Genomic DNA, 26,188 nt, shown 5'->3' on the forward strand with positions numbered 1-26,188 from the left:
GCTTTGTCGCGTACGCTCCTCGCAATGACGTTTTTCTTTATTAATTCTGAACTCCGAAGTCCGAGTTGTCACTCCCCGCGGTTCTTGGCGGCAACGTCTTTGTACTTGTTGTGGTCGGCCAGGTTCGAGCTGAAAAAATGCGTCATGGAACCGTCGTCTTTTGCAACAAAGTAAAGGGCATCGGTCTTCGCCGGGAACAGGGCCGCCTCAATAGCCTTGCGGCCCGGGTTCGAAATCGGGCCCGGCATGAGTCCCTTGAATTTGCGGGTGTTGTAGGGGCTGTTGCTGTTCAACTGGCTCTTGTAAATAGGGCCGGTCAAGTTCTTGAAAATGAACCGCACCGTGGGGTCTGCCCCGAGCGGCATGCCTATGCGGAGCCTGTTATGGAATACGCCTGCAATCAGCGGGCGTTCTTCGGGAATGCCGGTTTCTTCTTCGACCACGCTTGCAAGCGTGAGCACCTTGTGCCAGTTGCCGAGAGTCTTCCACATGGAGCCCGGGCGCTTTTCCATTTCGTCGCGGACCTTGAGGTTTGCTGCTACCATGTGCTTGAGGATTGTCTCTTCGTCGGCGTCAATCGGGAAGGGGTAGGTGTCGGGGAGCAGGTAGCCTTCCAGGGAGTTGGCCTCGACTCCGAGACTGCGGGCGAACTTCGGGTCTTGGACGAGCTTGTTCCAGCGAGCCTCGCTCAGGTCCGGGAACGCCTTTTGCAGGTAGGCCGGGATTTCCCAAGAGGCGCGGCCTTCAGGAATGGTTACACGGCGTACGGCGACTTTTCCACTTGCGATAATGTCGAGTACCTGCGGCAATGTGAGCCCGCCGGGAATTTCAAACCAGCCGGCCTTGAGACTCGGGTTTAATCTTTTCATGGTCAACCGGAAGGCGAGGTCGTCGCTCCAAATTCCATTCTGTTTTAGGATCTGGAAAACTTTGGAGGGAGAGCTCCCTTTGGGGACCTCGATGAGCACGGTTTGGCCGTTTTGGGCCTGTGCTCCCATCCTGGACTTGAGGTTTAGGGTCAAAAAAGTGCCCAAAAGTGCCAAAATGATGGCCAAAATAAGTAAAATCTTCTTCATATCGCAAAAATTTAAAAGAAAATCTGACGAAAGTCAAAAATAAAAGGTATATTCGTACTTGCATTGTCAAGTTTTTAACCTGTTTCTGAGGAAAGATATGAAAAAGGTGCTCTTAATTGCTCTTGCTCTCATGGTTAGCGTTTCTTTCGCTGCGGGCAAGAAGGTTAAATCTAAGCTGGGTGACGTGGACCTGACCAAGGAGAAAGATGGCGGTTCTGTCGTTTGTACCGCAGGCTTCAATGACGAACTGACGATCCTTAAGGACGGCGAAACGGAAGTGCTCGTGAAGGGTCCTTGCGGACAGGGTTGGGTTCAGAAGTCCAAGATTGAATACGTTGCTCAGGCTGCAGGCGACAAGTCCATGAAACTCGATCAGGTGGACGTGGTCGGCTGGCTCGATAACCCGAGCGCCGTGTTCGTGTTGGAAAACGATGACCTCGACCTCGACGGTGTGAACATCGACCGTGACTTCAAGGAATACTTGCAGCACACGATGGACCGCGAACAGATGGAAATGCACAATAACGAAAACTAATTCGTTTCGCGACATCTCGCAGTTTAGTTGCCTGGCCTAAAAGCCGGGCTTCTTTTTTTGTCATCCCCGGCCAAAAATTCGTCTACTCGTGTAAACATTATCAATAACTTATGTGTTTGAAATCACGTGGAAAAATGGGCCTTATATTCTAAATTTGGTTGCGAAAATTGGTGTATCAGAGGATCTATGGCATTCAGATTTAGTGCAAAGATGTTTGGCTTGGGCGTTCTCGCTTTCGGTTTAGTTTCTACGGCGTTTGGCGCTACGGATATCACTCCCACCCGCGTGGGACCGGTGAGTCAGTACGGCCAGTTACAGGCCGGCAAAAACTCTCAAAACTATGGCCGCATTTATGGCAGCTGCAAGGGGGTGACCGCCGGAAACGAGGTTGCCGTGCAGGGCATGAGCCTTTTCTGGAGTATGGCTAAAGGTGACGAAGGACCGGATTATTGGAACGGAAAAACGATCTCAGGACTTGTAGAAAAACAAAACATCCAATTGATTCGTGGTCCTGTCGGAGTTGATGGCGACTGGAAAAATGGGAACGGGAACTATTTTACGAATACGGATTTCCATAGGAACTTGATGGATTCGGTGGTAACGGCTGCCATTAAAAACGACATCTATGTGATTATCGATTTCCATAGTCATTGCGCAGAACAGATTACGAGTGATGCACAGTCGTTCTTTAGCTATATGGCTCAAAAATGGGGCGGCTATGACAATGTGATTTTTGAAATCTACAATGAGCCCAAGAACAATTGTTCTGACGGCTGGTTTGACTTGAGCGGAGCGCAAAACTACTGGAAAGAAAAAATTGCCCCTTACGCAAGAACGATTATCAAGACAATTCGTACCTATTCCGACAACCTGATCGTGGTAGGAACTCCATATTTTGACCAGTATACCAATGCGGCTCTTGCTGAACCGCTCAATGATGCTAACGTGGCGTATTCGTTCCACTACTATGCGGGCGAGGACCCGTATCGTCACAAGACGGATGACCAGGGTGATAGAGCCGAAAAGGCGATGCAAGGCGGACTTTCTGTCTTCGTGACTGAATGGGGCAATTCTGCGCCGAGCGGAAATGGTGGCTTTAACAAAGATTATAGCAGTGTTTGGTATCAGTGGATGACCAGGAATCAGTTGTCGGGCGCAAACTGGTCCGTGTCGAATAAGAATGAAACGGCGTCTTATTTTAGTGGTGGCGCCTGGAATTATTCGGAAAGCGGTAAATGGGTAAACGAGAATGTATTTGCTCCGATTCGTAATAAGGTATACACCGCCTGCGCGGCAACGCCTGCGTCATCGAGCTCCAACGTAGTTTCTTCTTCTAGCGTTGTGTCTTCCAGCTCTGTTCAGTCTTCCAGCTCTATCGCTTCGTCCAGTTCTGCAAAGTCCTCTAGCTCGGTGGCGTCTAGTTGCTCGGTTGTGCGATCCTCCAGTTCCTGGGCTCGTTCCTCAAGCTCAATCTCGTCTTCGAGCAGCTCGCATATTTCTTCTAGCTCAATCTCGTCTTCGAGCAGCTCGCATTTTTCCTCTAGCTCAATCTCGTCTTCGAGCGAAACTTCTAGCAGTTCTGCTCAGTCTTCCAGCTCCGTGGAATTTAGCAGCAGCGAAGTAGTTGTGGAAAGTTCTTCCAGTGTCGAATCTTCCAGCTCCGAGGTGCTCGCTTCTTCAAGTTCCGAAATAGTCTCTTCTAGCTCTGAAGAATCTTCCAGTTCTGTTGTCTCGTCTTCGAGCAGCTTGCAAATCTCTTCAAACTCCGAAGAATCGTCCAGTAGCAGTGTCGAGGAATCCAGCTCCAGCGTCGAATCCTCCAGCTCCGTGGCGCCGGTGTCCTCAAGCTCTAGCGCATCGCCTGTCGTAAGCAGCAGTTCGGAGGCCTTGTCCAGCAGTTCCGAATTTGTACCGAGCAGTTCGTCTGCAGCACCTGCAGTCACTGTGGTGGGCGAGTTGATTCAGACGATTGTGCAGGGCGGTGATTTTGAAACGATTACGTTTAATGACGTAGTCTCCTATGTCCGCAAAAGTTGGAATCTCCATTTCTTGAAGATGGAACAGTCGGGTAACCAGGTGACGGTTACGGGTTCTATTCCGAGCTATATCCAGCCCGGTTCCTACAGCGAAGCCATTGAACTCAATGGTGAAAAGTTCGAAATCAAGCTCACGGTTGAAAATACCACCGTCGTGATGGCGCCTGTGTCGAATTCAATCTTGCTTTCTGTCGAAGGTCGAATGCTCCAAGTGGGAGGTGCTGCTTGGGCCAATATCGATGTGTTCGATATGCAGGGGCGCCCAGTTGTAGGCTTTAAGCGGGTGAGCGGTTCTGTCGCTCTCGACATGCTCCGCCAGGGCAATTACGTTGTGCGCGTGCGTTCGGGCTCCAATAGCCTGACTCGCCAAATTTCGATCAAGTAGTCGTCTGTCTGACAGCGTGTAATGAGTCCCGCCTCGAAGGATAATTCGAGACGGGATTTTTATGCATAAATTTATATATCTGCATAGTTTTGCTATAAAGTTTTTCTATATTTGTGCCCATGAAATTTTCAAATGGTGTAAAAGACGGACTTCCGATCGGGCTCGGCTACTTTGCCGTGTCTTTCTCGTTCGGAATTGCCGGCTCCAAGTTGATTTCTTGGCCGCTGGTCACCTTTATTTCGATGACGAATCTTACCTCGGCGGGGCAGTTTGCGGGGCTTCAGATTATGTCCGATGCTGCCGGTACATTTATCGAGATGGCAATTGCCACGTTCTTTATCAATTTGCGTTATAGCCTGATGGCGATTTCCTTGTCGCAAAAGGTGGCACCCTCGTTTGGCACTTTCAAGCGCCTGATGCTTGCTACGGGAATCACCGATGAAATTTACGCCTTGGCCGTAAGCCAGAGCGAGCCTGTGACGGCGCGTTACTTTGCAGGCCTCATGGTGCTCCCGTATATCGGTTGGTCTTCGGGTACATTGTGCGGTGCCGTTTGTGGCGAAATCTTGCCTGCGGTCGTGACGAATGCCTTGGGCGTTGCTTTGTACGGAATGTTTATTGCCATCGTGGTGCCGCAAATGAAGGCGCACCGCCCGACTTTAGTTGCCGTGCTGATTGCGATAGCCTGCAGCCTTGCGTTCAAGTATGTTCCTGCGCTGAGCGGCGTGACGGTCGGCTTTGCGATTATTATTTGTGCGCTCGTAGCTTCGCTCTTGGGTGCGGCGTTCTTCCCGGTTAAAGACGAGGAGGAATCATGCACTTAAGAGATTACTTCTTGTTCCTGCTTGTAATGGCGGGCGTTACCTACTTGCTGCGTGCGGTACCGTTCGTGCTCTTGAAGGGTAAAATCAAGAGCCGTTTTTGGCGTTCGTTCCTTTCGTATGTGCCGTACACGGTGCTTGCCGCCATGACCGTGCCTGCGATTCTCTATTCGACCGACAGCAAGCTTTCGGGCGCGTGTGCCCTGGTGGCGGCCGTTGTCGCCTCGCTTTTTGGTCTTGGCCTGGTGGGCGTTGCCGTGGTCGCTTGCGTGACTGTCCTCGGTGTCGACGGCATCTCGATGCTGCTCTAGTCAGCATCATTTTCTATCTTTGCCGCATGCTCCCCGAACAATGGAAAAAGATTCAGGACGTCTGCGATAAGTTGTCCAAAGTTACCTACGAGAACCTGACGAAAATTATTCGTCTGGAATCCACGGGGAGTTCTACTGCCGCGCAAAAATTGGACGACAGTTTTCAGAACGATGTAGACGCCTGGATGGGCGGCGGAACCTGCTTTAGCATGACTTGGCACCTGTACCAGGTGTTCAGGGACATGGGGCTAAACCCGCGCCTTGTCATGGGCCACAAGCGCAAGGAAAAGAATATCCACTGCGCCTTAATCCTTCCCGATTCTGAATCCAGCAACACCTTTTCTACTTCAAACATTCTTCCTACTTCTAACTTCCTACATCCTACTGAATACCTCTTCGATCCGGGCTATTTGATTTTCGATCCGCTCCCGATTCCGCTCCCGCCCCCGTCAGGAACGGGCTCAGCCTTTTTCCCGCTTGTGCCGAATACGGTAAGGCTGAACCGCCCGACAATGGACAGCATGGCCTTGTGGACGGGCGGTGCGGGAGCCCCGATGAAACTCCGCTTCGAATACCCTGTCGAGGGAGTCTCCGTCGAAGAATTCAAGCAGCACTGGAACGAAAGTTTTTACCGCGAAATGATGACTTACCCGGTGCTCAACCGCCTGGACCGCGAGCGTGGCGTGCAGTACTATTACCAGAAGGGTAATCTCGTGACCCGCGATGCGAATGGTTCCCGTATCGAAAAAATCGAGGAATCGGCACGTGTCGAAACCTTGAGCCGCGTTTTTGATCTAAAACCCGAGCTTATAGAGCGTGCAATAAGTATTTTACAGAAATAAATTATATATTAAAGGGCGGAATACTGGCGTTGCCCCTTGCAATGCCGAAAGGAGAAACATGAAGAAACTTGCCCTTATGGCCCTTGTCTCGTTTTCGCTTGCCTTTATGGCCTGCGGACCTTCCAAGCTCGAAATCCAGGAAGCTTCGTCTCAGAGCGACATTATGTTCGAAGTGCGCCAGGTGCTGAACGACTCCATTAGCTTGTTCGTGGGCAATGTCTTCTACTTGAACTCCAAGCAGGCTGTTGCCGACAACATGTACCCGCTGCTGGTAAGCACGCGCGACCCGTCGGAACTCGAAAAACCGACCGCGACCGACATCATCAATAGCGACGAAGACCTGTTGAACTACTTGCGCCGCAAGGCTCCCGACATGATGAACATCGGACTTGTCATTGGCGAAACCGCCTACAACGAAATCGGTTTCGAAGAAGCCGATGCCGTTGCAAAACTTTCGGCCATATTCAAGAAGATGGATGGTGGCTCGCTGGTGCTCTTCCATGAAAAGGGCGGCGAACTGACCGACATGAAGAAGCTTTACTAGCTGAATCCTGATATTCTTTGTGCAGTAAAAGGTGTAACACACGTTACATCTTTTTGCTTTTTCAAAATCGTTTGTAAAAAATCGCTTGCACAAAGTAAGTTTTTCTTATATATTTTGCTTGTTCATTATGGAATAATTAGGAGGTCCGAATGAAAAGATGTTTATGTGTTATGGCTGGTGCAGCCCTTGCTTGTTCTGCGGCTTGGGCGGGTTCTACAAAACAATTCCTTGTACTGTTGCCTGGGAGTGCAGATTGGGTATCATCTGCGCCGATGATCAGTACTGATGGTGGCAAAACTGGCAAGCCGATGGTAATGGATGGTTTCATGTGCGGCTGGTATAAGTACGCCTTTGCCGAAGATGAAATTACCGATAACGTGTTAATCTACCGTGACGACGACGCAGCCCGCGAAGATATGCTCGGCATGAACGGCAACTGGGAAACGGGAGACTCGGCGGTTCCGATTCCCTTGAAAATGATTTTTGACATGGGGCACGACAGTTTGTTCTTTGTCGCGGACGAGAGTCAAAAGCTCAATGAAGACGGCTGGCTTTTTAGCTATGCCGAAGCGGATGTGCCCCAGGGTAATTGTACGATAAACATTCCGTGGATTGTCTACGATTCCGATGCCAAGTTGCACCCAGCGTTCTCTTGCTACGCTCAGGGGGGCGAAGGTTGCCAGGCCGGTGCTCAAGGAGTTGACCTTGAAACGGCTCTCAAAGCGGTGAATGATTGTATCGGTGTGACTTCGGGACTTGTAGAAACGACTCTTGATCCTACAACGAAAAAGCCCAGGCTGACTACTGCCGGAAAGAAGTGCTTTATTGATGAAAAGTACTTTAACCAACTGTTCAATTACACTGAAGGCGTAAACGAAATGAGCTGCTATGACATGCCGGTTCCGCACATGGAACGTGGCGGTTGGTGGGAATTCAGCTCCGATTACTATATGCCGTTAGGAACCTCTGCTGTTGGAGGATTCTTCCCGGTAGAACAAACGGATGATGCTTCTGTGAAACTTGCAAACCCGGATCAGACTCCGCTTGCGGCGGCTCGCACCAAGCGTGATGCCGAGGGCCCGGTGTTCTACGGTCCGTCTCTTAGAAAGCTCGATTCTTTGGAAGGTGTTCCTGTATTTGATTTGGTGTGCAATGGCCCGGGTTGGAGCAAGGGACATAATTGTGAGGGCATTTTTGCTGATGGTTCAACTGCTGAAGAGTTTATTCAGACTGCTCTTAATATGCCGAGCACATATCCTGATAATTGTGTGTTAGGCTGGTCTTGCCCCGACGCTGCTCCTGAAGGTTGGCCGTTCTTTAAATATGGAACCGACTCCCTTGTGAGGAAAGGGACGAATGGCTCAGAATACCGTTGGACATCCCTGGTCAAAGAAGATGGAACTGGTGGACGCAACCATCACTTCTGTTATGAAACACATGCCAAGTTTACTTACAAGCCGGGGCTTCGCTTAGCTCTTCGCGGTGGCGATGACATTTGGGCGTTCATCGACAACAAACTCGCCATTGACTTGGGCGGTGTCCACCTGGATGCTCCGGGCTATGTAGATCTCGATGCCTTTGAAGGCGCTAGCGGCAAACTTGAAGTCGGCCAGCAGTACGATGTAGATATCTTTGCTTGCGACCGCCGCACGACTATGAGCAATTTCGAAATCAGTACGAATATGTTCTTGGCACAACTGCCTCAGTCTGCTATTACCGTAAAGGGTGCAAAAATGTCGGAACAGCCGTCTGCAACGTTGTATGGCATTTGCTATACAACAATGTCTGCTGGTACTTGTGGAATTGGTGCTGAACCTGTAACTATTTGCGATTCGATTGCTCCGTCGATTATATCTTATACGCTGGTCAAGGGACATTCTGTAACGGATTCTGTTGTAGAAGGCTTTGAAAAGATTTCTACTCCGGGCGTGTACAAAGGAGGCTTTGACCTCACGAATCTTTCCATGCCCACGATAGATAAATCCAAGATTGAACTGCCGGATGGCCGTTACACCTTGTTTGTCAATATTGAAGGCAAATCGGCAAAGATTATGACTTTCCGTGTGGGAACCGAAGATGACAGCGCCATCAAGCCTGTTGCCCGTATTGCTGGCGCAAGCTTTATCGTGAAGAACAGTCTGCCGCAGGCCCTTACGATTACTGTAACGAATTCTGCTGCTAAGTATGCTGTGATGGATTTGCAGGGACGTGTGGTGCGCCAGGGTGCAATCGCTGGTGCTGAAACGGTGGTGCCGAACCTCAATCCGGGTTCGTACATCGTGAAGGTTGCCCGCGAAACCCGCCGCGTAAACGTGCGCTAAATGTCATCCCGGGCTTGCCAATATCCACTTGCAGCTTTGCTGCTTAGTGGATATGGTCCTCGGAACGGGGAAGCCGGGATCTCCTTTTTATGTCAGAACTATTTTAACTTTTTCAGTTCATGCCAAAGCATGGCGAGCCCAATAATGGCGGCTCCCGTGTCGGCAATGGGCTGCGCCATGAACACTCCCTTGAGTTCAAAGAAGTGGGGTAGAATCAGCAAGAACGGAATCAGTAAAATCACTTGACGGCAGGCATTCAGGAACATGGCCCTGAATGCCTTTCCTGTACCCTGGAAAAAGTTCCCCGATACCATGCCGAAGGGAATCATAAAGAAGGCGGCTGCAAAAATGCGCATGGCCCAGGCCGAAAGCTTGATGAGCTCGGGGTCGTTCGGTGCAAACGGAGCCACGAATGTTTCGGCCTTCCACATGAGAATGCCCCAGGTCACGAACATGAAACCGCCGGCATAAATAAAGGCGAACTTGAGCGTTTCCTTGACGCGGGCGTTGAGGCGCGCACCGTAATTATAGCCGATAATCGGTTGCGTGCCGTGAACGAATCCGAGAAGCGGCAGGATGATAATCGAAACGATGCTATTGGTAATGCCGAAAGCAGAAATGGCCATGTCGCCACCCGAAAGTGCGCCTACCGCCTGCACGCTCATGTTTCCGTAGGTGGTCAGGCTCCAGGCGAGTATTGCGTTCATCAGGCTGTTGCAAATCTGCATTACAGAAGGCGGCAAACCTAAAATGTAAATCTTACGCACGTAGGCGGCGCGCAGCTTCATGTGGCGCCAGCGAATCTTGATAGGCGAAGACTTCTTGACAAAGAACTGGGTGATGAGCGCCGAAGCAACCAGCTGCGATGCGATGGTCGCCCAGGCGGCACCTTCGATACCCCAGTGGAATTTCATGATGAAGAGGTAGTCGAGAATGATGTTCGTGACAGCACCCGCGATTTCGCGGAACATGGCCGTTTTGGGGTGACCCATCGAACGGATAAAATGGTTCATGCCCGGGGCGATTGTCTGGAAGGCGGCTCCACACAAAATGATGCGCATGTAGCTGCTGGCGACAGGCAGGGTCTGCTCGCTTGCTCCGAACAACTTTAAGAGCGGCTCCATAAAGATTTCGCCCAGCGTGAATGCTCCAAGCGCCATCAAAATCAGGAGCGAGAAGGAATTGTTCAGAATGATGCTTGCCTGGATATACTTCTTCTGACCGAGGCGGATGGCAAAGAGCGTGTTGCCGCCCACGCCTACCATCATCGACATTGCCATTATAAATAGGCAAATCGGAAAGCATAGTGTGATGCCTGCGATGCCGAGACTGCCGACGCCTTGGCCCACAAAGAAACGGTCCACTACGTTGTAGAGGGCGTTCACCAGCATGCTGATGATAGCGGGAACCGAGAACTGCAAGACCAGTTTCGGGATACTTGCAGAACCAAAGGAATTGAGGCGCTCGGAATTCAGTTTAGACATTTCGGCGCCAAAGATAGAAAAAGAACTTAGATCTTAGAGCTTAGAACTTAGAGAGTTCTATATATCTAAGCTCTATCAACTAAGTTCTACCAACTGCGCAGCGAAGCTATGCTTCGCAAGCAACTTGGTTACGGCCGCTCTCTTTGGCGATGTAAAGTAGACGGTCGCATTCGGCAATCAAATCCTCGATTTTGCCGATATTTTCGCCCTGGCGGCTAGCGAGCCCCAAGGAAATCGTTACCGGGATAATCGTGTCTTTCCACGAAAAACGGTGGCTTTCCACTGCCGAGCGCAGGCGTTCGGCGCTCTTCTTGGCGTCTTCGGGGCCGATGCCGCCCAAAAGCAGCACGAATTCTTCGCCGCCGTAACGGGCGAGCAAGTCGGATTCGCGCTTTTCTTCTTTGAGAATGCGGGCGATTTCTTTGAGCACCATGTCGCCGCACTGGTGACCCCAGGTGTCGTTCACGCGCTTAAAGTGGTCGGCGTCGACCATGATGGCGTGAACGTAATAGTTGTTGCGGCGGGCGAGCGCGAGTTCGCCGAGGCTCCTGTCCATAAAGGTACGGCGGTTGCTGATTTTGGTCAGCGGGTCCATGGTCGCGGCTTCATAAAGTTCGCGGTCAAAGGCTTCTTCGCTCGCATCCTTGAAGTCGATTTTCAGAACCATCTTGCCGATTTGCAATCGATTGTGGTCTTCGAGTTTGCATTCTGTAATCGGGGAACCGTCTACAAAGGTTCCGTTGGTGCTGCCCAGGTCCTTGACGGTCACGTCAAGGCCGTCAAAGGTCAGGGCACAGTGCCTGCGGCTTACCAGTTCGTCGTCCAGGCGAATGTCCGCATCTTGCCCACGGCCAAGCACGACCGTTCCCTTTTCGAGCGGTATCTGCTTGAATAGGTGTTGCGGGTACAGTACAATCAGGTGTGGTCGCATGGGGGCGACGGGTAACTTGATTGTGTTGCCGCTGGCAATTGTTCGGTCCATGTCCTGCATAAGCGCTCCGTGTTCACCTAAAATGTAATAAAAAACAGGCTTGCCTAGCCTGTGCAATTTTGCGTGATTTACATATCGCTTTTTCAGCATGATTCGGTGATCCCTTTTGGTAAACTTTCGTAAACGATATTGCGAAAATTGGCGGTTTTCTCTAGTTTTAGGGCGATATTTCACTTGTCTACAAAAGCGCAACCTGCGGAATGAAAAAAAAAGTAAAAAATGTGCTTTTTTGTAAAGAAAAGGATATTTTTACATAGGTTGTGGTGTCCTCAAAAGGCCGGTCTTTTGGGTGTACCCAGCGTTAAGGAAGTCATATGAAGAGAGATACACAATTTTCTTTGTGGAAAATGTCGTTATGGAAGTATGCCCTGGGCTGTTGCCTGCTCTTTGCGGGGGTGCAAGGAGTTTGGGCTCAAGGACAACAGAACCAGAATCCGGTTACCTGTAAGGGTACAGTGTACTTTAAGGCTCCGGATGACTGGACTGGTGCATTTATTGGTGGTCAAAACGTCAATAATACTCAGGCGATGAAGTTGAACGCCGATGGTTTCTATGAATTTGACCTGGAAAAGCTGGGCATCACGGATAACCAGAAGGTCATGTTTACCATTGGAAGCCAGGCCAACAACACTCGTGTAGATTTTACGACCCTTAGGCTAGTAACGGCAAACGGCTATAATGTTCCGACCAAAAATGCGAACGATACGAGTTGGCCTACCAACGAGGCCAGCCTCCGTTGCCCCGGCGAAGGCGAACACGTATATGTTACCGAAGATCCTAACAGAGCTGGGAAAACGTTTACTGGAAAGTATCCTCCCGGTGCAAAGTATTTCTTCGTGATGATTCCGCCCGAAATGGAAGCCTGGATGTCCGCTGTTCCGATGATCAGTTTCGATGGGGGCTTGACCGGCTCTCCCATGACTGCCGTGAACGATATGTGCGGCTGGTATTCCTATGTGTTTGTGGGTCAGGATATTTCTGACAATGTGGTGCTTTACCGCGATGACGACCTTGAACGCGCCGACATGATTGGCGTGAACGGCAACTGGGAACAAGAGGATCAGGCCCAGCCGATTCCCTTGGGATTCCTTTTGAACATGGTGGACTCCCTGTTCTTTGTTCCGGACGAAGAGCAGAAAGGTGAAAGCCCGGATGGCTATTTCTATAGCAAGGCGGAAGTCGACGGTATCGCAGGTACTTGCTCTTACACCATGGCAGCCATTATTTACGATTCCGATGCCAGCTTGCACCCGGCCTTCTCTTGTTACAAGGATGGTGGTGGCGAAGGTTGCCAGAATGGCGCTTTGGGCATACCGGCTGGGACGGCAGTGCAACTTGTGAACGCCTGTATTGGTGTGACACCGGGCCTTGTCGAAAGCAAACTTGATCCGACGGTTCCACAGTCGCAGAGAAAGCCCAAGTTGAGCACGAAGGGCAAGAACTGCTTTATCGATGAAACGTATTTTGGCATGCTGTTCAATTATACTCCGGGCGTAAACGAAAAAAGCTGCTTTGACATGCCGTTCAAGCGCGCCAAGGATGGTAAGTGGGAATTCGACTCCGACTATTATACTAGCCCGGGCCTTACCGTGCCGGGTGGTTTCTACCCGGTAGAAGCTTCTACCAATGAGACAATTCTTGCGGCGGATCCGACCCAAACTCCTGTTGCTGCGGCCCGTACCAAGCGTACGGCCGAAGGCCCGGTGTTCTATTCTTCGCCCCTTCGTAAAATTAACGCGGCCGAACAGATGCCGGAAATCGACATTCTTTGCAATGGTCCCGGTTGGGACAAGGGCATGAAATGTGATGGCCTTTTTAAAGATGGTGAAGGTACGGATGCCGCTCTTTCGCCTAGATTCGGCTCTTGTATTTTTGGTTGGAGCTGCAAGGCAGATGCTCCTGAAGATTGGGCCTTCTTTGTGAAGGATACAGAAACTCCGGCTGCAAGAAGTGATGCAAATGAACCTCGTTGGAAGTCTGTAGAAAATCTAGCCGGTACTGGTGGCCGTAACCAGCAGTTCTGCTTTGAATCCCATGCCAAGTTCACCCATAAGCCGGGCCTCAAGTTCAACTTCCGCGGTGACGATGACATTTGGGTGTTTATTGACAATACCTTGGCTGTGGACTTGGGCGGTACGCACTTGGCTGCTCCGGGTTATGTGGACCTAGACAGCTTCAAGGGCTATAATGGCCAGCTGCTGGAAGTGGGCAAAACCTATGACTTGGATATCTTCTTCTGCGACCGTCGTACCACCATGAGTAACGTGCGTATCAAGACGAACATGTATATTCAGCAGAAGACCGCTATCGAAGTGAAGGGAAAAAAGAATCCGGCGAACCCCGCCGAAACGATTTACGACCACCTTTGCTTCACGGTGACAGGCGACGGTTCTTGCGCCGCTGCCATGACGGGTACCGATGAAGGCGCCACCTATTGCGGTATCCAGATTCTGGAATCGGGTAGAATCCCCGCTTACACGCTCGTGAACGGTAAGAAGATTACCGAAAACGTGGTTCCCGGATTTGAAAGCATCAATGTCCAGGGCGTGTACAAGTGCGGTATCGACTTGACGAATCTTGTCGAACCTAAGGTAGACAAGTCCAGCACCTGCTTGCCGGGCGGCTATTACACCTTGTTCGTGACTATCGATGGCAAGTCCCAGAAGGTCATGAGCTTCAAGACCACCGGTGAAGTGGATGTGCTCTACAAGAACGGTAACGCCATTTCTGTGGATGAAGAAACTGGCGATGTTGTTCAGAAGGGTAAGTACACCGTGGAAACCATTGCCATGGGTGGCGACCTGATTCCGATTTATGTGTCGAACGTCGCTCCTGGTACCGAAAGCGAAGATCTTGAAATCTTCCCGGATGACGCTGCCGGCATGGAATATACGCTTGCCTACAACAACTTGATGACCGTGTTTAGAAAGGTTATCGATCCGACTACGGGAGCAGAAGCATACCAGAAGCTCCATTCCGGCGAAAAGCAGACGATTGGCCCTGCCGGTATCGATACGCTTTATGCGACGGTTGATATGGAAAACCTGCAGCAACCGATTACGCCGTTCGAAATCAGCGTTTCTGGCAGACCGAAGCCGCTGACGCTCTACTTCTACCTGCCACAGATTACGTTCATCGAAAAGATCCCGGAAACCGAAGACGAAGTCGCTGTCCCTGTCAAGGGCCAGACTCCGAAGGCTGACGGTTCCTACGATGAAAACTGGGTCGGTACCATTTACGATATGTACTTGGCGATTCTGGTCCCGGATTTGGATGGAACCTACAGCATTTGTACCGAAAAGTGCAACGGAGTCGCCATCCATAAGGGCTCCGAGACTTCTCCGAAGATCGACTTTGTGTGGGAAGATCCGAATGTGACTGAAGCATACTTTGTAAATGGTTATACCAAGATATCGATTCGCTCGGTGACCAAGTACCGCTGGGATACGGATCCGTCGATCCACAGCCCGGCATCGATCGTGGCTGAATACAATGACTTCGTGAAGGCCGTGTATAGCCCGATGTACTTCCGCGATCCGCCGGTACCGTTCCCGGTCTTGGCAGACGTGTTCGATGCTCGCGGTTCGTTGCCGACCTTGGAACATGCTATTCCGTCTCCGTACTTTAGCATGCAGCAGGAATACCTGGATGGTATCGGCGACTCCGTGGCCATTTACTACGACCGCCGTATTCACAAGGACTCCTTGCCGTCCAAGATTTGCGTGATGTGGGATTCCACTACGGCTGAATTCCATAACCCGTACCAAGAAAAGATTTCGACGATGCCGAAGGATTCCGCTATTACCTGTAACGCACTCGTGTCGCTCGATGCAAGCAACATTGACTGTTCTGCACCGTCTGATAGCGGTTACTGCACCAACATTATTATGGTGGGCGGCTTGACCCTGTCCGAAAAGGTGAAGACGTCTGGCGTTGGTATGGTCCATTCCTTTGCCGCGTTCGAAGACAAGGGTAAGTCGGTTAAGCAGGGCTTTAGCGGTAAACTTACGGACCGTATGGCGCCTGTGCCGTTGCGTGCCGAAGTACGTACCCTTAAGAACGGTGACGACTTGACCGACTACGATAGCCTTGTGGTGGTGATGTCTGAACCGGTTAAGTTGGTAACGTCTTCCAACAAGAAACAGGCTTTGGACTTCTACTTGAATTCTGCCATTGAACTGGCCGAATCGAACCGCTATGTATCTGCCCTGGGCGGAGGCTCTTCTGTGGTGACGGCCCAGAGCGATCCGGCTTTGGGTTCCGATGCCAAGACGGGTGAAGGCCGTATCAAGTATATGTACCTGCGTGGCAGCGTTTCTCCGCATGTGGGTGACTATGTGCGCCTGGCTGGAGATATGTCGAATGTGTTCTGGTCCGATACGACTGACATCAACGCGCTTGCCGCCGATGCCGCTTCGATGCGCTCTGCCGATGACGCTGGATACCATTGGAATTCTCCGACGGCATACAACGAAACCAAGCGCGTGCCCTCGATGTGGGTGCCGGTGGTTGGCGATGCCGAAATCGCCGTGGACGAAATCAAGTACGCTTCTACAGCAAACGTCCCGAGCACCGAAAAGACTCCGGCCGTGTCTGTGAACGTTTACCGCACGACCAAGACCAAGGCTGAAATTTGGGCTGAAGAAGGTGGTAGGCCCGGTCACTTGGTCAAGGCAGATATGTATGCCTTGTACAATGGCCTTACCCCCGAAGAACGTGCCTCGATCTTGCCGCAGGATGTGTTCTTCTACTTTGAAGTCCAGTACTATACCAACCTGGGTAACTTTGTAGCAAGCAAGACCGCGAAGATCTACTGCGATGACAATAAGAATACCGAAATCAATCCGGAAACGGGTGAACGTATCCAGTACTTCGGTGGCGGACTTTGTACCGATGCCGGTAACGACCGTAACTTCTACATTGGTTGGAACATGCGTTCTGACAATGGTCGCCAGGTGGGTACGGGTGCTTACATCGTGAAACTCAAGTCTTACGTGAGACTCGGTTCTGCCGGTAAGCGTGCTAAGCAAGAAAGTACCTCCGTGTGGGGCGTCAGACGTTCGCCGAAACCCGATACGGGATACATGAAGGCTGTTGCCGAATAAATTAATCGACTTATGGCTAATGAAAAGGAATGGAATCAATCCATTCCTTTTTATATGGATCAGGCTTGATACCCTTACGTTGAAAACATAATTTTACACTAGCTGTTTTTCTTGTGACAAAACTCACGAAGTTTCGTTTTTATAAGTTTTTGTACACAAAAGGAACTAAAAATTCACAAAAAATCAGAAAAAATAAATTGGCTTTTTCCGCAAAAAAGAGTAAATTTGAGGGCGGTCTATGGGATATCGAAAAGGTCTGACCTTTTGTTATGCCCTGTTGGAAGGAATACCATCGATGGAAACTAAAATGAAAATGAACAAAATGAACCTCCTGGTCAAGTGGGCGTTGGGTGTTTGTCTGCTTCTCGCAGGAGTGCAGAGCGCATTTGCGTTGAACGGTCAGGTTTGTGCCGAAGGTACCGTTTATTTGCAGGCCCCCGCATCTTGGACAGAAGCTTATGCCGCCGGTGGTGGCAAGTTTGTTCCGTTTAAAAAGCAAGCTGACGGTTGGTGGACGGTTTCGTCCTCCCTTATCGGTCAGGGGCAAGATACCACATTCTTTATTGCCTCGGCAGACAACGACTACTGCCAGAAGCCGGGCGTTACGAACATTGAATACGACAAGGCTGGCTGTACTCAGAATGCCGGTATTCCTTGTAGCAAGACGGGCGACCTTTACATCTTCCCGAATCCGACGGATCCGGAAAAGCCCGTGATTAGCGAAAACCCGCCTGACGCAAAGTATTTCTTTGTAATGATTCCGCCTGACTATGAAGAGTGGTTGTCTGCCGTGCCGATGATCAGTACGGATGGCGGCCAGACCGGTAAGCCGATGAAGGCCGTGGACGGTATGTGCGGATGGTATTCCTATGTGTTCTTTAACGAAGAAATCACGGACAACGTGGTGCTCTTCCGTGATGACGATACTGAACGCGATGACATGATTGGCGTGAACGGTAACTGGGAAACCGCTGCCACGGCCCAGCCGATTGCCTTGAACATGATTTTTAACATGGTGGACTCCTTGTTCTTTGTTCCGGACGAAGAACAGAAGACCAATGACGACGGTTACTACTATAGTGCCGCCGAAGTGGATGGCATTGAAGGTAGCTGCTCCTATACCATGGCTGCCATTATTTATGATAGTGATGCTAGCCTGCATCCGGCGTTCTCCTGCTATGGCGGACCTGGCGATCCTAAACCGCACGATCCGAATCCGACTTTTGATGCATGCCAAGAAGTGAATCAAACGAATGCCGCGTCTGGAGCCGACAAGACCACTGCTCTTAGGGCCATTTATGAATGTATCGGTGTGACTCCGGGCATCGTGGAATCGACTCTTGATGAAACTGTTCCGCAGTCTCAAAGAAAGCCTAAGCTGTCTTCTGCTGGTAAGAAGTGCTTTATTGATGATAAATACTTTAATATGCTGTTCAATTACACTCAGGGCGTAAACGAAAAGAGCTGCTTCGATATGCCGTTCCATCGTTCCAACGATGGTAAGTGGGAATTCGACTCTGACTATTATACCAGTCCGGGACTTTCTGTGCAGGGTGGTTTCTACCCGGTTGAAGCGACGACGGATGCTACCATTCTCGAAGCTGACCCGACTCAGACTCCGGTTGCTAAAGCCCGCACCAAGCGTACGGCTCAAGGTCCGGTGTTCTATGGTCCGCTTCTTCGCGCCGATGACCCGAACGAAGGCATTCCTGTAATCGATGTCCTTTGTAATGGCCCGGGTTGGAATGGCGGTATGGATTGCGAAGGCATCTTTGCCGATGGCGATGGTACGACTGCTGCCCTTGTGAGTCACCTCAAGTTGGGTGAAAACGCCTGTGTATTTGGTTGGAGCTGCCCGAACGACGCCCCGAAGGGCTGGGCTTTCTTTAGTGATGGAACAGAAAGTGCCCCTCCTGCAAATCAACAAGGTACTCCGCGTTGGACGTCTAAGGAAAATGCTTCCGGCAAGGGTGGCCGTAACCAGCAGTTCTGCTTTGAATCCCATGCCAAGTTCACCCACAAGCCGGGTCTGAAGTTCAACTTCCGCGGCGACGATGACATTTGGGTGTTCATCGATAACCAACTTGCTGTGGATCTCGGTGGTACACACTTGGCCGCTCCGGGGTATGTGAACCTGGATAAATTCAAGGGCAAGAGCGGCGAACTTGTTGCCGGTAACCAGTATGACCTCGATATCTTCTTCTGCGACCGCCGTACCACCATGAGTAACGTGCGTATCAAGACGAACATGTACATTGTGCAGAAGACTGCTATTGACGTGAAGGGTGCCAAGAACAAGCAGAACCCGGCCGAAACCTCTTACAATATTTGCTACACCAAGTCGGGTGACGGTTCTTGCGCCGCTGCCATGACGGGTGACGACAAGGAAGAAACCTATTGCGGTGATCAAATTAAGAATGCTGGCTTGAATATTTCCTACACCCTCGTGAACGGAAACCTCGCTTCTTCTGAACCGGTGCCGGGCTTTGAAAATGTCACTACTCCGGGTGTGTACAAGTGCGGTGTCGATTTGACCTCTATTACTGCCCCGAAGGTGGACAAGGATAAAATGTGCCTGGGTGGCGGCCGTTACACGTTGTTCGTGAACATTGACGGCAAGTCCAAGAAGGTGGCTACCTTCCGTATGAGTGGCGAAGTGGACGTGATTTATGCTAACGGTGTCGCCAAGGATACGAACGGTGTCGATATTCCGGGTGGCAAGTACAACCTGCAGACCACCGCTATGGCTGGCGAATATATTCCGGTCTATGTGTCTTCTGTGGCTCCTGGCGAAGGCAATACAAAGGGCGTTGAAATCTTCCCGCAGGATGCTGCCGGTGTCGAATACACGCTCTCCTACGACAAGGTGCTGGAACTCTACTACGATTCTACCTTGGCCGATGGCTCTACGGCTCGCGTAAAGCTCGCCTCTGGCCAGAAGCGTGTTATCGGTGAATCCGGTGTCGATACTCTCTATGCGACGATTGACATGGACAACATGACCAATTCCATCCAGTCCTTCAAGGTGGGTGTAACGGGCCGTGAAAACACCGTGTCGATCAGCTTCTACCTGCCGCAGATTACGTTCATCGAAAAGATTCCGGAAGAAGGCGCAAGCGCCAAGTCCGTCAAGGGCCAGACTCCGAATTCCGACGGTTCTTATGATGAATACTGGGTCGGCTCTGTGTACGACCTGTACCTCGCCGTGCTCAAGCCCAATGAAGACGGTAGCTATAGTGCTTGCTTGACTGAATGCGATGGCCTCAAGATTCACATGGGTTCTCAGACCTCTCCGAAGATTCAGTTCATCGACAGTGTCTACACCTTTGAAAATGGCTATGCCACGATTTCTATTCGTTCGCTGACCAAGTATCGCTGGGATACGGATCCTTCTATCTACAGCCCCGCAACCATCGTTGCCGAATACAACGACTTTGTGCAGGCCGTTTACAACCCGATTTACTTCCGCGATCCTCCGGTTCCGTACCCGGTCTTGGCTGACGTGTTCGACGTGAAGGGCAAGACCCCCTCGCTGGAACACAAGATTCCTGACCCGTACTTCAGCATGTCCCAGGAATACCTCGATGGTATCGGTGACTCCATTGCGATTTACTATGACCGCCCGATCCACAAGGACTCCCTGCCGACCAAGCTTTGCGTGATGTGGGACTCCGCTTCGGCAGAAAATCATAACCCGTATAAGGATGGCTATTCTACCATTCCGAAGGATACCGCCATTACTTGTAACCAGTTGATCGAAGTGTCTTCGTCCAACATCGATTGCTCTAGCCCGGTCGAATACAATGGAACGGCTGGCTACTGCACCAACCTGATTACGATCGGTGGCCTCACGCTCTCCGAAGCCGTCAAGACGGCTGGTGTGGGTAAGGTCCATTCTTACGCGATCTTCGAAGACAAGGGTAAGAAGGTGAAGCAGGGCTTTGCCGGTGCCTTGACCGACCGTATGGCTCCGGTGCCGCTGCGTGCCGAAGTGCGTACCATCAAGAATGGTGATGACCTGACTGACTACGATAGCCTCGTGATTATCATGTCTGAACCGGTTAAGCTTGTTACGACCTCTAACAGGAAGGACGCTCTGGACTTCTACTTGAATTCTGCAATCGACCTGCCGGAATCCAACCGCTTCGTGTCTGCTTTGGGCAATACCTCTGCCAAGGTGACTGCTCAGAACGAACCTGCTTTGGGCTCTGCCAAGGGCGAAGGCCGTATCAAGTACATGTACCTGCGCGGTAGTGTTTCTCCGCACGTGGGTGACTACGTTCGCTTGGGCGGTGACCTGTCCAACATTTTCTGGTCCGATACGACTGACTTGACGAACCTGGGTGGTGACACGCTCCGTGCTGTTTCCGATGCGGCTTACTATTGGAACTCTCCGACGAGTTACAACGAAACGAAGAGACTCCCGTCTATGTGGGTGCCGGTCACGGGTGACGCTGAAATCGCCGTGATCGAAAACAAGTTCGCTTCTACGGCTAACGGTCCGTCTGGCGATAAGGTGCCTGCAGTGACTGTGAACGCCTACCGTACAACTATGACCAAGAACGAAGTCATGGCTGCTGAAGGCGGTAAGCCGGGTCACTTTGTCAAGGCTGACATGTACGCTCTGTTCAATGGTCTTGACGAAGAAGAACGCAAGAAAATTGAACCTGGTGACATCTTCTTCTACTACGAAGTCCAGTACTACACGAACCTCGGTGGCTTCGTGGCTAGCAAGAGCGAGAAGATTTACTGCGATGACAGCAAGAACTCTGAAAAGTACTTCAACGGTGGACTTTGCACCGATGCTGGCAACGATCGTAACTTCTTCATCGGCTGGAACATGCGTTCCGACAAGGGCCGCATGGTGGGTACCGGTGCTTACATCGTGAAGCTCAATTCCTACGTGAAGCTCGGTTCTGCCGGTAAGGAAGCTAAGCAGGAAAGCACATCTGTCTGGGGCATCAAGCGCTCGCCGAAGCCTGTGACGGATTACCTGAAGGCTTCTAGCAACTAGGAATCTGACGGACAGATTTGAAAAGGGAACGGATAAAATCCGTTCCTTTTTTTATATTTATGACATGCGAAAGATTTTAGCTGTTATTAGTTTTTGCGCTTTGGCCTTTGCCGCTGAACCGACCGATTTGGATTCCCTTTTCCGCGGCAAGGAATACAAACCTGTTTTGAACGCCTCCCTGCGCGATAGCGCTAGCACCAAGAACGATGCTATGCCGAAGGCCGCTGCCAAGGCTTCCAAGTCTGACGGCTACTACATGCTCCAGTTTGAATCGGTGGCTGATTTCGATGCCGCCCAGCGTCGCCGCGCCCAGCTTTCTGCAAGCACCGGCTATGCGGTCCAGGTGGTGTTCGACGCCCCGTTCTACAAGCTCCGTGGCGGTGGCTGGGGTAACAAGAAGGCCGCCGAAGACAAGGCTCGCGAACTGTCCGCCTACAACATTACAGCTTTCGTAGTAAAAGTGAAGTAAGAATGTGTAGTGTGAGATGTGGAATGTGAAATTATTCATTCCACATTTGTCATTCCACATCGCGCTTTGCGCATTGCGGCGAAGCCGCACGCACACATCACATTCCGCATTACAAATTATTCTAACAGTCCCATAGCCTGCTTGATGGCGTGTTCGTCCATGCTCTGCGGCATGAGGGCGCGTTCTTCGGGCGCCACGTAGGCGAGCTTGCGTTCAAAGTCCGGACGGTTTGCGCGGTTGCGTGCCACCAGATCCTTGGCCTTGAGCGAGTAGTAGAACGGCCCGGTCTTGATAAAGCGTTTTTTCTGTAACCCCTGGAGGATTGCTTCGGTGAGCGCCTTCTGGAGCACGGGGCCTGCCCTGTCGACATGATGCAGTTCCAGAACGCGCTGTTTCAAGATTTCTTCGTGGATCGGGGCTTCCGAATCAACATAGAACTTGAGCTGCGTAATGATTGCTGCAGTCGGGAGTTCTGCGATGGGCTTGTCGTGGGCCGTGCCTTCGATTTTCGGATGCTGGACCACGTATGGTTCTGTCATGGGTTTCGAGGCGGCGTCAAACACTTCGGAACCGTCGTCTTCGTCGGTTCCGACAGTGGGCGGGGGTGCCACACTCTGTTCGATAGCGAGCGTTGCGAGAAGGTGTCCGACTTCGTCCTTGTTGGCCATGTACCAGAACGGCAGCCAAAGGTTCATGACCTTCCAGCCGAGCTGCTTGAGAATCTGCGGGCGCACGTAGTCGCGGTCTTCGATAGAATCGCGGAATCGTTCCGTGGTGCAATCGTCTTCGATAAGCGCCAGGAAATGCGTGGGGTTGTTTGCGTCGATAACGACCGGGCCCACGGGAATGCCTCCCTTTGAAGAATATTCCTGCACCAGGATGTTTTCGTTCTTCAGGGCTTCGATGACTTCGCTGCGGAGCGGGGAGTCTGCAGGTTCGATGTCGACCACGGGGTCGTATTGTCTGGACTGCAAGAAGTTGAGCCATTCGCGGAAGAGCGAATTCTTTTGCGATGCGATTTTAGCAAGGTCGGCTTCGGTAATGAAGGCGCGGAGTTCGCGCTTGGCAAGTGTCGAACAGACTGCAATCTTGTGGTCGAGACCACCGGCGCCTTCGGCTTCCATGCAAAGGAGAATGGTGTCGCGGAACTGGTCCACGGCGCGTTCGGGCGTCTTGACGTAATAGCGGATGTCTGCGTTCGGCCTTGTAAAGAAGGCGGCTGCAGGGGTGCCTGCAACAAGTCTGGCCTGAATAGCGTCTTCGATTTCTTGACAGGTAGACTGGTGGAATGCGATGATACCAAGAGTCTTTTCGGGATGGCGCTCTGCGTGGCGGATAGCCGTAAGCGCGATCGTTTCGATCTTGTCGGAAACTTCCTTGATCGAAATCCCCTTGAAAATTTCGTTGTTCGGGGGCGGGAACTGCTTGATTCCGTGATTGTAGATGCGTTCGTTGGCGAACGTGACGATTGCCGGATCGCCGTACTGCGAGGTGAACCAGAGTTCCCTAGTCGGTGCGCCCTGGCGTAGAGCCGCTGTCAGAATGCTTTCTTGGAAGAAGGCACTGCGCGTGACTGCTTCTTCGTGGAAGGCGTCGATCGGCAGGTAGTCGTGACTCGGGTTGTGCGGGTCGCCAATGAGAATGGTCTTGGGTGCGGCAAGCAGGATCGGCAAGGCTTCGACCAGCGAGATGGCGTCGGCGTCAAGAATAATCGAAATGTCGAAGGTCTGCTTTTCGGGGATGCTGAGGGCGTCGGAAAGTTCTTCGACAACAAGAACGCTTGGGTCGGCATCGACGGCGCTGTGCAGTTCCCTGAAGTTTGCGCTGCAGAACTGGTCTAGGAGCGAGCGGTATTCCTTGCTCTTTTGCGCTTTGGTCTTTGGCGATTCCGAGAAGAGCACGGGACATTCCTTGGTGGCAGCCTGGATTTGGGCGCCGGTCCAGTAATGGGCGAGTGCGCTGCTGAAGTCGGCGTCTGCGTTTTCGGGATCCTTGAGGTATTCGATGAGGGCCGTGTTGCAGTAGCCTTCCATCTTCTTGAGATGGGCTGTCAGCTGCAGGTGGATGTCGAGGTGGCTCCAGTTGTCGTTCCATACCTGGATCTGGCCGAGCCATTTTTCGATGCTCAGGCTTTCGAGCGGAGTCTCGAGATCCAGGTCCTTGTTGATTTGCTTGATCGATGTCTGGAGCTCGATGACGGAATTCCAGAGGTTCGAAAGTTCCGGCTGCAAGTCCTTGAAGTTGTGCCACTGTTCCAGCAGCTGCAACAACAGGTCGAACCTGGGGTCGTCTTGGTGCTGGTCGCGGAAGTTGTAGATGTACTGAATCTTCTGGTTGAGTTCGACCCAGTTGGAACCTTCGAAGTGCCAGTCGCGTCCGAGCAAGTGGTTGCCGAGTACGGCGCTTTCCTTGTAAGTTTTCTTGTTTGCCTGCAGTTCGAGGAGTGTGTCGATTAAGTCCAGGAGCTTGGCGTCGGAGTCGACGGTCTTGGGCTTGCGGATGACCTGCATCAGGCGCTTGCGCGAAGTGCGGTAGCGTTCCGAAAGACCCTTGAGAGAAATGTTCTGGCATTCGGCGAAGTCGTCGCGCGCGTTCTGGATGTTTTCGTCGACGGCGTTGTCGGTGTAAATGTCCGAGGTCTGCCTGCGGTACCGCACCCATTGGTCGCCCGCTTCGGGGAGGTGCATGAGGGTGTCCCTGTAGGCGGTCCAGTTGTGGCTGCGCAGTTGCCAGTCTTCGAACGTAGGCGTTTTTTCGTCAAAGTTGTCGCGCAGCAGTTCGAGGATGTCGATCATGCCCGACAGGAATATGCCGGTGGGGAAGAGTCCGGTCGATTCCATTTTCTGGATAATCGGGGCGAGTTTCTGGGCGCTTTCTGCAGCGCAGCGTAGATCTTCGGAAAGAGCTTGCTGCTGTTCGGGCGAAAGGCTTGAAATCTTTACGCCGCGGAAGGCCTTGCGGGCTTCGACTCCCTTCTTGTCGAAATAGAGCTCCGACAGAATCTGGAGATCTTTCTTGAGTTCCTGGTAGCCGTCAAAGTCCAGTTGGGCGATACCGCGGAAAATGCGGTCGGGGAACTTCTTCTTGGGCGGTCTTACGTCCTTGAATTCGCGTAGCAAGTCCGAAAGCACCACGTTGGTGGGCGGAATGGGCTTGTTGACTGCGTTGTAGTATTCTAGAAAACCGTTGCGCATGGCGCGGACTTTCTGTTCGAGTGCACTTCTGTCGCTGTTCGGGAAACTGCGGAAGGGCGGTCGCCAGGCGTTCTGGAAGGCACGCTTGGTAACGGCGCGCTTGTGGACAACTAGGACTTTTTTACCTTGGGCGATTTCGTCGGCGACAATATTTGCGGCCACCTTTATTTTTTCGGTGCCGGGGAGCGTCTGGATTGCGTATGCACAGGCGTTCTCGTTTTCGGCATCCACCGTCACTTTATTCGTATGCGAATCAGTGGTGTAAAGGAAATGGTGGTCGGCGGGCGAGAAGACATTGTCGAAATCCTGCTCTTCAAAAAGGGATTCCTGGGTCTGGAAGCCTTCGTTGCGAAGGAGGGATGCCAGGATGGGGTTCCCGTCGATAGACTTGTCGGAAAAGCCCTTGCTGAACCGTTTCTTGAGGGCGAGCAGGTTGGTATTGAAAAAACCGAGGCAAAGCCCATGGCGGGTGAATCGCCAGTTGCGTTCGCCGGCTATGGCTTTTTCAAATTGTGAAAAGTACAGAAGCAGGCTGAACTTGCCGTTGATGATTGCGTCTTCGGCGGTGGGGAGCGCGATGGAGTCTTTGAGGCGCTCGCGCAAAACGATATTTTCGATGGGGGTACGCTTGGAAATGGTAACCGTGCCCTTGGTGGCGTCGTAGTCGAGCGGAACCAGGAGGCTCGGGGCAAGGGCGTTGCCGTCCCACTTTAAAAAGCCGAGAAGCAGGTAAAGGTCTGTCTCACCGAGATCGTCGAGTTTTTGGCGGAGTACCGCCGAAATCGTGTCGAGGGCGGTAATCTTTTGCTGCGCCGAAAAATTCTGGGAAACCTGGAAAAAGGATTCCAGGGGAAGCGGCCCTTGAGCCTGTACCCATTTTTCGTAGAAGAGGTCTCCGGCTTCGGTAATCAGGGGAGACTGAAAGTCGTTCTTGGTCGAAAAACTGAGTAAACGGTCTTTGGAGTCAAAGAGGGCGGCTTCTTGCCGAATTTTGGCGACAATAGCAGAAGGTGAAGACATACCTTGAATATACCTAATTTATTGCTGGTTGGGGAATTAG

The 26,188-nt window shown here is 51.6% G+C and carries 14 protein-coding genes; 10 read left to right on the forward strand and 4 right to left on the reverse strand.

Annotated features, from left to right (window positions below; translation table 11 throughout):
• Positions 1–68: 68 nt before the first annotated feature.
• Positions 69–1,076 (reverse strand): endolytic transglycosylase MltG, encoded by a 1,008-nt coding sequence (gene mltG / locus B7988_RS09195; protein ID WP_088657669.1) that lies wholly within the window; start codon positions 1,074–1,076, stop codon positions 69–71.
• Positions 1,077–1,173: 97 nt separating this feature from the next.
• On the opposite strand from mltG, the gene B7988_RS09200 reads away from it, so the two are divergent.
• From B7988_RS09200 to B7988_RS09230, 7 genes are all read left to right on the forward strand, one after another.
• Positions 1,174–1,611: a hypothetical protein gene (locus tag B7988_RS09200; RefSeq protein ID WP_073056223.1), complete on the forward strand. Its 438-nt coding sequence runs from the start codon at positions 1,174–1,176 to the stop codon at positions 1,609–1,611.
• 186 nt (positions 1,612–1,797) lie between these two features.
• Entirely contained in the window at positions 1,798–4,032 is a 2,235-nt protein-coding gene (locus B7988_RS09205; RefSeq protein WP_088657670.1) for a cellulase family glycosylhydrolase, read from the forward strand.
• Positions 4,033–4,151: 119 nt separating this feature from the next.
• On the forward strand, positions 4,152–4,856 hold the full coding sequence (locus B7988_RS09210) for an AzlC family ABC transporter permease (RefSeq protein ID WP_073056229.1): 705 nt from the start codon (positions 4,152–4,154) through the stop codon (positions 4,854–4,856).
• Complete coding sequence (locus tag B7988_RS09215) at positions 4,847–5,164, forward strand: AzlD domain-containing protein (RefSeq protein ID WP_073056231.1); 318 nt, start codon at positions 4,847–4,849, stop codon at positions 5,162–5,164. Before B7988_RS09210 ends, B7988_RS09215 begins: the two co-directional genes overlap by 10 nt.
• Positions 5,165–5,190: 26 nt before the next feature.
• A complete protein-coding gene (locus B7988_RS09220; RefSeq protein WP_088657671.1) occupies positions 5,191–6,006 on the forward strand; it encodes a hypothetical protein in 816 nt (271 codons plus the stop codon).
• Positions 6,007–6,064: 58 nt separating this feature from the next.
• Positions 6,065–6,550, forward strand: coding sequence for a hypothetical protein (locus tag B7988_RS09225; RefSeq protein ID WP_073319437.1), 486 nt, complete (start codon positions 6,065–6,067; stop codon positions 6,548–6,550).
• A 149-nt stretch (positions 6,551–6,699) separates the two neighbouring features.
• Entirely contained in the window at positions 6,700–8,871 is a 2,172-nt protein-coding gene (locus B7988_RS09230) for a fibro-slime domain-containing protein (protein ID WP_088657672.1), read from the forward strand.
• Between the two features lie 98 nt (positions 8,872–8,969).
• Here the strand turns inward: B7988_RS09230 and B7988_RS09235 are convergent, their stop codons facing one another.
• Both B7988_RS09235 and B7988_RS09240 read right to left on the reverse strand, forming a co-directional pair.
• Positions 8,970–10,355 (reverse strand): MATE family efflux transporter, encoded by a 1,386-nt coding sequence (locus B7988_RS09235; RefSeq protein WP_088657673.1) that lies wholly within the window; start codon positions 10,353–10,355, stop codon positions 8,970–8,972.
• Between the two features lie 106 nt (positions 10,356–10,461).
• Positions 10,462–11,337: a GGDEF domain-containing protein gene (locus tag B7988_RS09240; protein WP_088657698.1), complete on the reverse strand. Its 876-nt coding sequence runs from the start codon at positions 11,335–11,337 to the stop codon at positions 10,462–10,464.
• A 356-nt stretch (positions 11,338–11,693) separates the two neighbouring features.
• Between B7988_RS09240 and B7988_RS09245 the strand changes: the two genes are divergently transcribed.
• From B7988_RS09245 to B7988_RS09255, 3 genes are all read left to right on the forward strand, one after another.
• On the forward strand, positions 11,694–16,451 hold the full coding sequence (locus B7988_RS09245; RefSeq protein ID WP_170930600.1) for a fibro-slime domain-containing protein: 4,758 nt from the start codon (positions 11,694–11,696) through the stop codon (positions 16,449–16,451).
• A gap of 307 nt (positions 16,452–16,758) precedes the next feature.
• Positions 16,759–21,465 (forward strand): fibro-slime domain-containing protein, encoded by a 4,707-nt coding sequence (locus tag B7988_RS09250; RefSeq protein ID WP_170930602.1) that lies wholly within the window; start codon positions 16,759–16,761, stop codon positions 21,463–21,465.
• Positions 21,466–21,529: 64 nt separating this feature from the next.
• Complete coding sequence (locus B7988_RS09255) at positions 21,530–21,934, forward strand: SPOR domain-containing protein (RefSeq protein ID WP_073319452.1); 405 nt, start codon at positions 21,530–21,532, stop codon at positions 21,932–21,934.
• Between the two features lie 116 nt (positions 21,935–22,050).
• On the opposite strand, the gene B7988_RS09260 is transcribed toward B7988_RS09255, so the two are convergent.
• Entirely contained in the window at positions 22,051–26,148 is a 4,098-nt protein-coding gene (locus B7988_RS09260; RefSeq protein WP_088657675.1) for a hypothetical protein, read from the reverse strand.
• Positions 26,149–26,188: the final 40 nt, after the last annotated feature.

Origin of the sequence: Fibrobacter sp. UWB1 (assembly GCF_002210325.1) — a bacterium.
GTDB lineage: Bacteria > Fibrobacterota > Fibrobacteria > Fibrobacterales > Fibrobacteraceae > Fibrobacter.

What these genes read in the sequence shown, in the direction of transcription:
- mltG (WP_088657669.1), bottom strand. Translation starts at nt 1,076, where the DNA reads ATGAAGAAGATTTTACTTATTTTGGCCATCATTTTGGCACTTTTGGGC.
- B7988_RS09200 (WP_073056223.1), top strand. Translation starts at nt 1,174, where the DNA reads ATGAAAAAGGTGCTCTTAATTGCTCTTGCTCTCATGGTTAGCGTTTCT.
- B7988_RS09205 (WP_088657670.1), top strand. Translation starts at nt 1,798, where the DNA reads ATGGCATTCAGATTTAGTGCAAAGATGTTTGGCTTGGGCGTTCTCGCT.
- B7988_RS09210 (WP_073056229.1), top strand. Translation starts at nt 4,152, where the DNA reads ATGAAATTTTCAAATGGTGTAAAAGACGGACTTCCGATCGGGCTCGGC.
- B7988_RS09215 (WP_073056231.1), top strand. Translation starts at nt 4,847, where the DNA reads ATGCACTTAAGAGATTACTTCTTGTTCCTGCTTGTAATGGCGGGCGTT.
- B7988_RS09220 (WP_088657671.1), top strand. Translation starts at nt 5,191, where the DNA reads ATGCTCCCCGAACAATGGAAAAAGATTCAGGACGTCTGCGATAAGTTG.
- B7988_RS09225 (WP_073319437.1), top strand. Translation starts at nt 6,065, where the DNA reads ATGAAGAAACTTGCCCTTATGGCCCTTGTCTCGTTTTCGCTTGCCTTT.
- B7988_RS09230 (WP_088657672.1), top strand. Translation starts at nt 6,700, where the DNA reads ATGAAAAGATGTTTATGTGTTATGGCTGGTGCAGCCCTTGCTTGTTCT.
- B7988_RS09235 (WP_088657673.1), bottom strand. Translation starts at nt 10,355, where the DNA reads ATGTCTAAACTGAATTCCGAGCGCCTCAATTCCTTTGGTTCTGCAAGT.
- B7988_RS09240 (WP_088657698.1), bottom strand. Translation starts at nt 11,337, where the DNA reads ATGGACCGAACAATTGCCAGCGGCAACACAATCAAGTTACCCGTCGCC.
- B7988_RS09245 (WP_170930600.1), top strand. Translation starts at nt 11,694, where the DNA reads ATGTCGTTATGGAAGTATGCCCTGGGCTGTTGCCTGCTCTTTGCGGGG.
- B7988_RS09250 (WP_170930602.1), top strand. Translation starts at nt 16,759, where the DNA reads ATGAAAATGAACAAAATGAACCTCCTGGTCAAGTGGGCGTTGGGTGTT.
- B7988_RS09255 (WP_073319452.1), top strand. Translation starts at nt 21,530, where the DNA reads ATGCGAAAGATTTTAGCTGTTATTAGTTTTTGCGCTTTGGCCTTTGCC.
- B7988_RS09260 (WP_088657675.1), bottom strand. Translation starts at nt 26,148, where the DNA reads ATGTCTTCACCTTCTGCTATTGTCGCCAAAATTCGGCAAGAAGCCGCC.